This is a genomic window from Euzebyella marina (genome assembly GCF_014855515.1).
Lineage (GTDB): Bacteria > Bacteroidota > Bacteroidia > Flavobacteriales > Flavobacteriaceae > Euzebyella > Euzebyella marina.
In genome coordinates, this window is record NZ_JACYFK010000001.1 from 792,429 (window position 1) to 804,413 (window position 11,985).

Here is an 11,985-nt window from a genome sequence, read left to right on the forward strand (position 1 = left end):
GGTTGGGAACTATCTTAATAAAACATACCACTTCAAAATACCAAAGGCGGCTTATGAACTTTAAAGCTCTTCGCCGCCTTTAGCTTTCACCAACACTAACTTTTTTAAAATGCGTAGCCCGCAGAGATTTGAATAATATTATTCTGGCTGCTACCGGAATAGTTTTCTCCCTTGACATTAGCAATACCCTTGTTATACCGTAGACTGAAGAAAATATTGTTGGCTAGCTTGTAGGATGCGCCAATACCAAAACCGATATCTAGATTTTTGAATTGGTCGTCATCTGCGTTAGAAGACACCAAAAAACCTACCACAGGACCTGCTTCCGCGCTCAATCCCTGTAGAATATGGTACTTACCTAAAATGGGCAGGTTAACATAATCCAGCTTTAGATTATCACCATTACTCCCATAATCCCAGTTGCTACCCTGCGAGGAATATAATAGTTCGGGCTGCACAGAGATTTTATCGGTGATGGGCACCTCTACAACACCTCCTAAATGAAAGGCAACTCTAGACCCCAAATTTCCTACACCTACATAATAGTCGCCCCCGAGATTAGAAATATTGACTCCGGCCTTCACCCCAAAACCAAAATCTTGGGCACTTGAACAAAAGGAACCAATTGTTAGAAAGAATACGAATAATAGATTTTTCATGTGTAAATAGTATTTGATTGTTTCCTATTGGTGACTTTCTAACCAAAAGGTTAACGTTCACATGAAAAAAATTCCTAAAAAAGTTTTAACTGCCCCTCTTTGAACTGTTCATGCAGATCAGTGTTCAGTTTCGGAAAAGCCTTATTTTTAAAATAGGTTCGTTTAGCGAGATTGACCAAATCATGAATCTGCGTTGCAATCGTACCTTCCCCTCTATTCCTAATTCCAAAGCGGCTATCGTTCAAGGTACCTCCGTGGCACTCTTGAATTTGGTGTAAGACTTTATCGGCCCTATCCGGCAGGGCCTTTTTAATCCAATCTTCAAAAATCTGACCGATTGCCCCGTTCAATCGAACTACCGTAAAACCAAAAGAAAGTGCCCCATTATCTGAAACGGCTTTTGCCAATTTCATAATCTCATGGCTATTGATGCCCGGTATAATAGGAGCCAGCATGGCATTGACGGGAATGCCATTCTCCGACAGAACGCGAATAGTTTCCAATCTTTTTTTTATAGTGGTCGTTCTAGGCTCTAGAATTCTTCTGGTTTCTTCTTGAAGAGAGGTTACTGATACGTTTACGCCTATTAGATTATGGTGGGCCAATTCTTTTAGTAAATCAAGGTCTCTAAGCACCAAGGCATTCTTGGTAATGATACCGACCGGATGACGGTATTTCAGAAAGATGCCCAAACAGGCCCTTGTCAATTTAAATTTCTTCTCGGCCGGCTGGTAGCAATCTGTATTGCCGGAAAGAACAATAGTTTGGGCCCTCCACGACTTGGTTTTTAGTTTTTGTTCCAATAAAGAGGCAGCCGCTTTTTTGATAAGAATATTACGCTCAAAATCTAGACCGGCACCGTAACCCCAGAACTCATGCGAATTACGGGCGTAGCAATAAATACATCCGTGCTCACAACCTTGGTAAGGGTTCATTGAAAAGGTCATTCCCACATCAGGACTGGTGACTTTATTGACTATAGTTTTCGGAAATATGGGAATATAACTGGTCTTATTCTTATCGGCTTCTTCCCCTTCTATACGGCAAAACTCAAGAAAATCGTCTCGGGTTTCATATATATGTTCAAGAAAGCGGTTAGGCATTTTCTTTTGAGCCCCCCTGCCTTTAACGTAATTCTTATCATTCACTTATTTAGGATTTATTCCAAATTTATGGAATAAATCCAATTTCAATAAATGAATTAAATCAATTAACAGTTACTTGAACCATTTGTTTTTTAGAACCTCTTTTAGCATAAAATAGTAGGGTATCGGTACCGTTATTGATCAGTGGTCTCGATACCATAATAGGAAGGCGAACCTCTTTATCATCAACCAGTTTTTTATAGGAAAGGTCTCCGGAAGCATCTACTTTGATCACGAACATATTCGGGTTTCTACTAAAACCTTGTTTAAACAAAATTCGTTCTTTACTTATTTTTTGGGGGTTCTCACCAGAGTTGATAAAGAAGTACATATCCTCACCATGCCCATAAGCCGTATATGAGGCATAAGAAGCATCGCCCTGGGTTACTTCGGCCTTGTTGATATTTCTGGCCCAAAGCATCTTACCGTTAGCGTCAAGTTTTGCCAATACAATATCGTTGTAATGATAGCGCTCGGTAATTTGGGTACCTCCTGAGCTGATATCTTCTCCTTTCGTCACAAAATATTCCTCTGCACTGAAAAGAATATTTTTCTCTGGAGTGATATGCACACTTTTAAAGATGAGGTTCTTTATTTCGGCGTCAACTTCGCGACCGAACTTATCGATCATAAATTGTTCGGAAAACGGATTGTATTGCTTCGAAGAAATGTTCAATGAACCTTTGTCCAAATTAAAATAGACCAGTCCATTGTAGCGATTGTCTTTTCTATCTGCATAAAAACCTACCACTTTCAATTCATTATCGACTAGAATTGGCTTTAACGATTCAGGAAACCTACCGGCATCGGTAAACTCTTGAACGGTATGACCCGCAGCGGAGACCTTTACCAGCTCATACTGAAAACGGCGTTCTTTTAAGTCGGATCTTCTTTTCTTGAAGTAGGCCTTTCCCATCATATAAAGTGACGAAAGGTCTTTAGAGACCTCAATGTTCTCAAAAGCATAATTCTTCTCTTCGATTGCCTGAGTGAAGTCGTACTCCAATCTTTTGTTCAAATCGGTACCGTACAACAATATTTTATATTTCTGGTCACGGCCTTCCCTATAGTGCACCGTGATAGCAAAAGCCGAACGCTCATCATTGAAATGGGTAGCTGTGGAAAAACCGTTACCAAAATTTCTATTGTATTTATTTACCGCTAGCGGATTGATAACTTCTTTAGAGGGAACGGACAATAATTTACGTTCTGTAAAGTAAAAATCACTCAAGGGTGTTTGATGCACCATGTAAGTGTATGCTTCGGCATCAATATCGTAAGTGAGTTCCAATAAATAAAGCTGCCCGTTTTTTACAAAACCGTCGACCATATGGGCACCTGAATGTTTATAGTTAAAATCGACCTTTAGATTAAGGTTTTCGTCATAAACCTCGATAAAGTAACCTTTGGGCCTAAGTGGAAAACCACCATAATACGTGCGCACCAAAACGGTTTCACCGGCTGTGGAGCTTTCGATTGATAAAACCGTCGAATATTTATACCTGTCGGAATAATTTTCGCCAAGTTGATAATTTACGGGGATTTCTTGAGCAAAAGCAGTCAAAGCCGACCAGAAAAGGAAGGTCGACAATATAATTTTTGTGCGCATAAGTAGGTTTTTCGCTTTACGCTACCTACCGGGAAAATCTGCTTTTCTTTTTTCTAAAAATGCAGTGGTTCCTTCTTTAAAGTCTTCTGTGCCAAAGCAGGCGCCGAAGGCTTCGATTTCGGCAGCATATCCGTTACTATTCTTAAAACCAGCATTTACCGCTTTTATTGCATGGCTAATGGCCACGGAGGAATTATTCGATATCTTGTCGGCCAACTTCTCACAAAACTCGATCAATTCTTCTTGAGATACCACATGATTGACCAAACCGTAACTCAAAGCACGGTCGACATCGATCATACTAGCTGTCATAATCAACTCTAATGCCCTGCCCTTACCGATTAATTGCGGAAGGCGCTGGGTACCCCCATAACCGGGGATAACACCTAGAGAAACCTCGGGCAAACCCATTCTGGCATTGTGGCTTGCTACCCTAAAATGGCAGGCCATGGCCAATTCAAGACCACCCCCCAAAGCAAAGCCATTAATTGCTGCAATGACAGGCTTTCGTAAATTTTCGATGTAGTTAAAGACCGTTTCTTGACCTTCAGCGGCCAATCGGCCACCCTCCTCTTCCGAAAAATGTGCAAATTCAGAGATGTCGGCACCGGCCACAAAAGCCTTCTCTCCGCTTCCGGTAAGAATAATTGTTTTGACCTCGTCATCTTCCTCTAAGGCAGAAAATGCCTCGTGAAGTTCTTGCAGTGTTTCTTTATTAAGGGCATTTAATTTTTTCGGTCTGTTAATGACCACTTGACCAATAGCCCCGTTATAAGTAATTAAAAGATTATTGAAGTTCATATATCTATATTAAGTGTATTAATGTTATGCGCCGGCCTTCGGTAGTTTTACGCTGAAAACCGTGCCCTTTCCAATCTGCGATGTAAACTCAATGGTTCCCTTATAGGTTTCAACAATATTCTTGACCATACCCAAACCAAGACCCATTCCGCTGGTCTTTGTGGTAAATTTCGGTTCAAAGATTTTATCGCGGTTCTCGTCTTCAATACCGACACCATTATCAGCAACACATATTTTCACGAAATCATTATCCGCTGTAACCGACACCAGTATTTTTGGAGATTCTACTTCAGGTACTGCCTGAATGGCATTCTTCACCAAATTGGTCACCACACGAATCAATTGTGTTCGGTCCATCTTGGCTATAATCTCATCTTCATCTGATATGAAGTGAATGTATTCTTCATTAAATATATCGAGGGCCAGCTTAACGATTTTGACCACATTAAGGGTTTCGTTCTGTTGAGCGGGCATTTCGGCAAAATTTGAAAATGCCGAAGCGATGCTGCTCATGGTGTCGATTTGTTGAATCAAGGTTTTCGAAAACTCTTCAACTTTTTTGCCAATTTCAGCATCGTTCGGGTCAAACTTTCTTTCAAAACTTTGTACGGTCAATCGCATGGGTGTCAACGGGTTTTTAATCTCATGCGCTACCTGTTTGGCCATTTCCCTCCACGCCTGCTCTCTCTCACTACGTGCCAATTTTACCGCACTTTGCTCCAATTCATCGATCATCGCATTGTAAGAGGTAATCAATTTTTTGATTTCTTCACTAGGGTTTTCTATCAAAATCTTTTCATTTCGTTTGGTCAAATGGGTACGGCCCAACATATCTGAAACCGTCTGCAAAGACCTGGTAATGAAGGTAGAAATGAAATATGCCAAACCAATGGCTATAAAAAGCATTAGTAAGTAGACCGCGCCCAAACGACCCAAGAACTCCCTTAACTCCATATTATTAAAGGAATCATCTTCATAGTAGGGCAAGTTCAATATACCAATCGGTTTGAAACTTTTGTCATTTATATAGGTATAGGAGGCTTGATAATTATCGCCTGCCAATGCCTTTTCTTCTACGTATCTTTTGGTAGGGCTGGCCTCAAGACTGTTCAATACTTGTGCATCGAGACAATTGGAGACCGAATCTACCTCGAATTTGGGCCGTGAACTTTTTAGAAGCTGGCCCTCCAAATCATAAATATTGAGACGTTGGTTTTGAACATTTGCAATGCGATAAATTTCCATTTGAAAAATAAGGTGCAAATTTTCAGTAGTAACGGGATAGGTAGTTTCCCTAAGCACATAGTCGACACTTTGCCGAACCTGTTCTTCTTTTCGCTCTAACCGACCCACATGATAATCTTTTGATTGCTCGTTATACTGAAATACCGTAACACCGGCAATCAATACAGAAGCTATGACCACCAATAGGATCATAGAAAAGAATATACGTGACCTTAACGATAATTTAGTGAGCAAAAGGCTAGGGTTTGCTATCAAAGGTAGCAAATATCAAACCAAAAAATAAGGTCTGATGTAAGCATGACCAACGCCCAAAAGCAATTGACCTAGAAATAAATGGATAAGAACTAAGCGTCCGGATTCTTCTGCCGAATTCGCTTGTAGAGCTTGATTCCCAACATCAACAAAACTCCTAGCACGATGATGCCGACCACCCCAAAAATCCAGTTGATGGTACTTTTCAAGATAACCAAAAAGACAATCGCAAAAAGAATGAGGGTCGCCCCTTCGTTCCAAACACGCATGTAGTTAGAGGAATAACGAATCTCGTTTCGCTGTAGCTGTTTAAAAATAACGTGGTTTCTTAAATGATAACCGATCAGCAGAAGAACAAACCCCAATTTAATGTGCATCCAGCCCTGCTGAAGAAGCACTGGGGAAAGTATTAATAACCAGATGGCGAATAAAATGGCGAGTACGGCGGAGGGCCATGTTATAATATACCAAAGCCGTTTCGTCATTAGTTGAAATTGTTTGGTAAGTATCTCTTTTTCGGGAGAGCCTTTTTTAGATGCCTCGATGTGATAGATAAACAGTCTGGGAATATAGAAAAGCCCCGCAAACCAAGTGATTACGAAAATGAGGTGAAGCGCCTTTATATAATTGTAATAATTCAAATCGTTTGGACCAATTTTCGCCCAAAGGTAGCGAAACGATGCTATTTTAAACTGACATCACTTGAGCATTTCATAAATCTGATAATTGACCGGATCCAATGGCAAGGTTGTACTTTTCTTATCAGGAAATTGCTGAAAGATGTACTTCAAATTTCCATTTTTATCCAACACTAAGAACTTTGGGTCTTCGGGAACCGAAATATTCTTGATATACCACGAGATACACTCATTCAGCACCGGAAATTCTGCCTTTTTTGCAACTACTGTGGTATTGCCTTGTTTCGCTATCAACGCCAGCGCATTGTAATTGCCGCTTTTGACCAATTTGTTCATGGCTTTTAGGTGGTTACCCTTTACCTGCGAAACATCTTTATAAAGGCCGACTAAGCTATATTTACCTAAGATACCTTGTTTAGACACCTTTCTGCCACTACCATCTTCAAATTCAAAATCGGGCAAAGGCTTTTCCAAAAAATCAAACACTCGGTATACCTCGTTATCTTCCTCTTCTTGCATGACCACTATAGCAATGTTCTCAATAACGGAATCTTTGGCAATGAAACGCTCGAAGGTTTTATAAGTGACTATTTGAGGATTATATTCTTGCGCAATTTGCGCCAAACCTCGGTTAAATGTAGGCTCATCAACCAAAGCGTCATCGATTTGAAAATATTTCTGACCCACAATTAGGTGGGTTACCGAAAAAGAGAGAAAAACGAAGAAGAATTTTAAGGCTTTCATGCGTTCAAAATCAATACCTCAAGTTTTTTAAAAGTACATAATTTTTTGTTTTGGTAGTCAGTACCATACATTACCTCCGACATCTAATTCGAACTATTTGATGGAGTTAAAAAAAAGACCTGCAAAACATGACCGTAACAAAAGCCCTTGCTATCTTACCAATAAGAAAATAGTTGTGCCATGACAATTGCAGAAAGTAAAATACATTCAGACAAGATTACTGCCGAAGACCAAGCGACCCTGTTGCTTGCCAAACAAAGAATGGAACAGGTCGGCTGGGCCATGCAAGGTCTCAACCAAGTGGGAAATTTAATCGAGAAACGACTTGAATTGCTTCCAAAAAAACAACAGCAGTGGCTGCAAAAGGTGTCGTACAAAGTTCTTTACAATGTGGTAAGGGCCAACCTTCTGTCTATGAAGAATGACCAACCTAAGAAAGTGCCGCTAAATATGGCTTACAAAGCTATGGTCACCACTTCGGGAGCTGTGGGGGGTGCTTTTGGAATAACAGCATTTGCCGTGGACTTAGGTCTTACTACCAAGTTGATGATGCGTTCGATAATGGATATTGCCCGGAGTGAAGGTGAGAACCTTGGTGAATTGGACACGCAACTTGCTTGCCTACAAGTTTTCGCCCTAGGCGGAAAAACGAAACATGATAATAGCCTCGATACGGGGTATTTTGCTACAAGAATTGCCTTAAACGCAGCTGTTAAAGGGTCTTCGACCAAACTAATTGAAAGCCTGTTGGTCACTTCTAGCAGTCCACTTCTTAAACTTATATCAATTGTGGCCTCGAGATTTAGCATTCAGGTTTCAGAAAAATTTGTGGCCCAAGCAATTCCCGTTGTCGGAGCGGTAGGTGGTGCCTCTATCAACCTCGCTTTTATTCAACACTTTCAGAATATGGCCCAGGCCCATTTTAGTATTCGCAGACTAGAAAGAAAATATGGCGAATCGCTTGTTCGTAAAAGCTACGAAGGTCTAACTATATAGATTAAAGCATTCTATATTCACCTTAGCCAAATTAGCCAGTTAAAAATTGGCTGGCTTTTGAAATGCCAGTTTACTGAATTACCAAAGTGCTCTTTATTTCTCTTCGTAGATAGATACCCGTAACCACAGTAGCCAAAACATCAGCGAATAAAAAGGATAGCCAAACCCCGAGCTCATCAAGATATAATGGCAAAATTAAAATGAGCGGTATAAAAAAGAAGCCTTGCCGTGTTAAAGTCAGCAACAGAGCAGGAATGGCCTTACCTATAGCTTGAAAGTAGGCCGCGCCAATGAGTTGTAACGCGATAATCGGGGTAGCGCCGAAAACCAATCGCATGGCCAGGGTAATGTTTTCTAAAACAAATGAATTGGCAGCCAGACTTTCTGCGGACTGATCCGGTCGATCACTCAGAAACATCGATGCGATTTCTTGTGGAAATACCATTAAAAAGATGAATACCAGTGCTGCCAAGAGAGAAGCATATCGAATGGCAGTATTAATCGACTCTCGTACCCTTTGGTATTTTTTAGCACCGTAGTTGAATCCAGCAATTGGCAAGAAGCCTTGTGTCACCCCGAAAACTGGGAACAAGGCGAACATTTGCATTCGCCCTATTATACCGTAAACGGCCACCAATGGCTCCCCTCCAAAACCGAATAGAATATTATTCATTAAAAGATAAACAATACTTGTTGTCGCCTGTCTCGCCAAGGTCACCACCCCTAAAGAACCAATTTCTTTAATAATCATTGGGTCGGGCACCAAACTGGACCATGTGAGTCGCAGTTCTGAATTTTTAGATATAAAAAAGTAGGTGATATAGAGAAAGCAAAAGATATAGCCTGCCGTCGTCGCCCATGCTGCACCGTGCATTCCCCAGTCAAAAATATAGATGAAAACGTAATCAAAAACCAAATTGGCAATGGAGGGAATAATCATCGCTATCATAGCGAACTTAGGTTTACCCTCCGCACGTATAACGGTATTGCCCATCATACTGAATGCCAAAAACGGTATACCGTAGAGAACAATGATATAATACACCTTGGCAGGTTCGAAAATGGCGCCCTTTCCACCAAATGCCGGTATCAGTTCATCAACATAGTACAGCCCTAAAAGAGCCATGCTAACCGTAATAAAAAAAGTAAGGGTTATCTGGTTACCAAAAGTTTGAACAGCTTTCTTGTGGTTATTGGCCCCGAGAGCTCTAGAGATTATGCTCGAGCCTCCTATACCGATGGCCATACCTAAAGCCCCAATAAAAAAGGATACTGGCAATACTACATTGATGGCAGCAATGGCAATGGCCCCAATCCAATTTCCTACAAAAATGGAATCGACCAGAATATTGAGTGACATGACCAAAATTCCGATGGAAGCCGGTACCGCTTGTTTCACCAGTAGTGTTCCGATGGGTTCCGAGCCAAGCTGTTCCGCTGAAACTTTAGTCATTTAAAAACAAAATCTTATGCTTTCAGGCCCTTTAAGACCTATTCATTTAATGGGGCAAATTGCCCGTTTCTTCCCAATTATTGGCCCATTGAGCCATTAGAGACACCCAAGCATCATCATCGTTCAAGCAAGGTATGTGCTTGTAATCGGTTCCACCCGCTTCTAGAAATTGATTTTTACCTTCCATGGCAATCTCCTCAAGCGTTTCCAGGCAATCGGCTACAAAAGCGGGGGTTATAACCGCCAAACGCTTTTTGCCTTCTTTTGGGAATCGCTCAAATTCGTAATCGGTATAAGGCTTTAACCATGGGTCGCCCGCCAATCTTGATTGAAAAGACGAGCTTACTTTCTCTTCCGGTAAATTCAGCTCTGCCTTCACCAATTCGGTCGTATCGTAAACCTGATGTCTGTAGCATGTATTGTGTGCTACGGAATTGGTAAAACAGCAGCTACCATCAATCTTACAATGGTATTTGGTAGGATCAGACTTCTTTACATGCCTTTCAGGAATACCGTGATATGAAAACAGGATATGATCGTACTCAAAATCTTTTAATGAATCTGCTATTGAGGCAGATAGGACTTTGATATAATCAGGATTTTTATAAAATGCGGGTAATGTGGTCAGTTTGACATTGGGGAAAAACTCTTTTTGAACTTCCATAACCTTTACCACTACCGTTTCAAACGAAGACATAGCGTAATGCGGATAAAGGGGCACCAAGAGTACCTCATCGACACCCTGTTGCCTCAACTCATCCATCGCTTTTTTAATGGTCATTGATCCGTAACGCATACCGAGTGCCACCGGCATTTTAGTTTGCTTCTTCAATTTTTCGGCAAACCTTTCGGAAATAACTATAAGCGGAGACCCTTCTTCCCACCAAATTTTTGAATAGGCTTCCGCTGATTTTTTAGGTCTGGTCTGTAGTATAATGCCCCTAACCAAGATATTGCGCCATACTTTATTGACATCAATAACACGCTCATCCATCAAAAATTCATCTAAGTAGGGCTTAACATCCTTCGGGGTAGGGCTATCTGGCGAACCTAGATTAACGAGTAAAACTCCTTTCATTCAAATTTTCATTATCGGCCTTATTTTCATTTTATAAAGAGATTTCTCTTGGGCCGTAGATTTTCAGATGCAAAAATAAGGGTTGATTTTGAGCATATTGTCAGTTTAAAGAAATACTTTTTGATAATACTATAGTTTACATCAATTTTAGCACCATTTGCACACCCTACTCAGTCGGTTTTTAGTATCATAAGAATACTAAAATCTATTGCTATGATCAATGAATTCATCGATTTGAACAGTCGTTCTTTCTTCATTCTCTTAGGTGCGCTAGCGGCACTTTTTATCGCCTATTTTATCTTACTTTTTATCATTCGAAGGTTGGGCAATGACCCTAAGTACTTATTACCTCTTGAAACGGTAAAAAAAGTTAGTGCACCCATAGGGCTGATCTTATTTTCTATATTTCTTCGATTGGAATCACTAAGAAAAATTCTTCAATTAGAAGATTACGCGTACTACTTTAGAAAAGCAAGCACCCTACTCTTTATACTGGCTTTTACATGGCTAATTTTAAGTGCCATTAAAATTGTCAAGCATCATATTGTGGGTAAATACGATATGCAGGCGACCGACAATTACCGCGCCCGAAAAGTAACTACCCAGTTTAATATTTTAGAACGTATCGTAGTTTTCATCATTATTATTCTCGCCGTCGGTATTGCCCTTATGAGTTTTGAGGGCATACGTGAAATCGGGGTGAGTATTTTTGCCTCCGCAGGTGTAGCAGGTATCATCATCGGCTTTTCAGCCCAAAAAATGATAGGCACCATTTTGGCCGGAATTCAAATCGCAATCGCCCAGCCAATTAAAATTGATGATGTAGTCATCGTTGAAGGTGAATGGGGCTGGATAGAGAAAATTATGCTCACTTATGTAGTCGTTAAGATTTGGGACAAGCGACGGCTCATTGTACCGACCACTTATTTTATAGAAAAACCCTTTCAAAATTGGACGAAGTCTTCTGCTGATATTCTAGGCACCGTATTTCTGTATACCGACTATAAAGTTCCAATAGATGCACTTCGAAAAGAGCTAACCAGAGTTCTCAACAATACCGATTTGTGGGATGGAGAGGTAAATGTACTTCAGGTAACCGATTCAAAGGCCAATTATGTGGAGACAAGGGCCTTGATGAGCGCTAAAAATTCACCTACCGCTTGGGATTTACGAGTACATGTCAGGGAAAAATTGATTCTCTTTTTACAGGAAAACTATCCGGAAAGTTTGGCCCGTACCCGGGTCAGTTTTGAAAGTTCTTTGGCCGTTGAACAATTAAATAGCAAAGATTAGGCTTTGGCGAAAAGATGAATATTTGACCCGTTTAAAAGCTTTTAAACGAATTTTTCCTACAACGTTTTCGAG

11 protein-coding genes are annotated in these 11,985 nt (G+C 40.6%); 2 read left to right on the plus strand and 9 right to left on the minus strand.

Going from position 1 to position 11,985, the window contains the following annotated elements; all coding sequences use genetic code 11:
• Nucleotides 1-104: 104 nt before the first annotated feature.
• The 7 genes from IL356_RS03100 to IL356_RS03130 form a co-directional block, all read right to left on the minus strand.
• Nucleotides 105-659, minus strand: a complete 555-nt coding sequence (locus tag IL356_RS03100; RefSeq protein ID WP_121847258.1) for a porin family protein — start codon at nucleotides 657-659, stop codon at nucleotides 105-107.
• A gap of 74 nt (nucleotides 660-733) precedes the next feature.
• Complete coding sequence (locus tag IL356_RS03105) at nucleotides 734-1,807, minus strand: PA0069 family radical SAM protein (protein WP_121847257.1); 1,074 nt, start codon at nucleotides 1,805-1,807, stop codon at nucleotides 734-736.
• A gap of 58 nt (nucleotides 1,808-1,865) precedes the next feature.
• The gene (locus IL356_RS03110) at nucleotides 1,866-3,413 is read right to left on the minus strand and encodes a hypothetical protein (RefSeq protein ID WP_121847256.1); all 1,548 of its coding nucleotides are present in this window, start codon (nucleotides 3,411-3,413) and stop codon (nucleotides 1,866-1,868) included.
• A 21-nt stretch (nucleotides 3,414-3,434) separates the two neighbouring features.
• Nucleotides 3,435-4,214 carry an enoyl-CoA hydratase/isomerase family protein gene (locus IL356_RS03115; protein ID WP_121847255.1) on the minus strand — a complete coding sequence of 260 codons (780 nt, stop codon included), beginning with the start codon at nucleotides 4,212-4,214 and terminating at the stop codon, nucleotides 3,435-3,437.
• 24 nt (nucleotides 4,215-4,238) lie between these two features.
• On the minus strand, nucleotides 4,239-5,651 hold the full coding sequence (locus IL356_RS03120; protein ID WP_121847254.1) for a sensor histidine kinase: 1,413 nt from the start codon (nucleotides 5,649-5,651) through the stop codon (nucleotides 4,239-4,241).
• A 152-nt stretch (nucleotides 5,652-5,803) separates the two neighbouring features.
• Complete coding sequence (locus IL356_RS03125; RefSeq protein WP_121847253.1) at nucleotides 5,804-6,352, minus strand: CopD family protein; 549 nt, start codon at nucleotides 6,350-6,352, stop codon at nucleotides 5,804-5,806.
• 57 nt (nucleotides 6,353-6,409) lie between these two features.
• Nucleotides 6,410-7,093, minus strand: a complete 684-nt coding sequence (locus IL356_RS03130; RefSeq protein WP_121847252.1) for a hypothetical protein — start codon at nucleotides 7,091-7,093, stop codon at nucleotides 6,410-6,412.
• Nucleotides 7,094-7,273: 180 nt separating this feature from the next.
• Here IL356_RS03130 and IL356_RS03135 point away from each other — a divergent pair, with 180 nt between their 5' ends.
• Nucleotides 7,274-8,089 (plus strand): EcsC family protein, encoded by an 816-nt coding sequence (locus IL356_RS03135; RefSeq protein ID WP_121847251.1) that lies wholly within the window; start codon nucleotides 7,274-7,276, stop codon nucleotides 8,087-8,089.
• A gap of 70 nt (nucleotides 8,090-8,159) precedes the next feature.
• Here IL356_RS03135 and IL356_RS03140 read toward each other — a convergent pair whose 3' ends face one another.
• Both IL356_RS03140 and hemH read right to left on the minus strand, forming a co-directional pair.
• Nucleotides 8,160-9,542, minus strand: coding sequence for an MATE family efflux transporter (locus tag IL356_RS03140; RefSeq protein WP_121847250.1), 1,383 nt, complete (start codon nucleotides 9,540-9,542; stop codon nucleotides 8,160-8,162).
• Nucleotides 9,543-9,588: 46 nt separating this feature from the next.
• The gene (gene hemH / locus IL356_RS03145; RefSeq protein WP_121847249.1) at nucleotides 9,589-10,620 is read right to left on the minus strand and encodes a ferrochelatase; all 1,032 of its coding nucleotides are present in this window, start codon (nucleotides 10,618-10,620) and stop codon (nucleotides 9,589-9,591) included.
• Between the two features lie 213 nt (nucleotides 10,621-10,833).
• Between hemH and IL356_RS03150 the strand changes: the two genes are divergently transcribed.
• A complete protein-coding gene (locus IL356_RS03150) occupies nucleotides 10,834-11,913 on the plus strand; it encodes a mechanosensitive ion channel family protein (protein ID WP_121847248.1) in 1,080 nt (359 codons plus the stop codon).
• Nucleotides 11,914-11,985 lie beyond the last annotated feature (72 nt).

Bases quoted from the DNA above. Each gene is read 5' to 3' on its own strand.
- IL356_RS03140 (WP_121847250.1), bottom strand. From the start codon at position 9,542: ATGACTAAAGTTTCAGCGGAACAGCTTGGCTCGGAACCCATCGGAACA.
- IL356_RS03120 (WP_121847254.1), bottom strand. From the start codon at position 5,651: ATGATCCTATTGGTGGTCATAGCTTCTGTATTGATTGCCGGTGTTACG.
- IL356_RS03130 (WP_121847252.1), bottom strand. From the start codon at position 7,093: ATGAAAGCCTTAAAATTCTTCTTCGTTTTTCTCTCTTTTTCGGTAACC.
- IL356_RS03100 (WP_121847258.1), bottom strand. From the start codon at position 659: ATGAAAAATCTATTATTCGTATTCTTTCTAACAATTGGTTCCTTTTGT.
- IL356_RS03150 (WP_121847248.1), top strand. From the start codon at position 10,834: ATGATCAATGAATTCATCGATTTGAACAGTCGTTCTTTCTTCATTCTC.
- IL356_RS03110 (WP_121847256.1), bottom strand. From the start codon at position 3,413: ATGCGCACAAAAATTATATTGTCGACCTTCCTTTTCTGGTCGGCTTTG.
- IL356_RS03135 (WP_121847251.1), top strand. From the start codon at position 7,274: ATGACAATTGCAGAAAGTAAAATACATTCAGACAAGATTACTGCCGAA.
- hemH (WP_121847249.1), bottom strand. From the start codon at position 10,620: ATGAAAGGAGTTTTACTCGTTAATCTAGGTTCGCCAGATAGCCCTACC.
- IL356_RS03115 (WP_121847255.1), bottom strand. From the start codon at position 4,214: ATGAACTTCAATAATCTTTTAATTACTTATAACGGGGCTATTGGTCAA.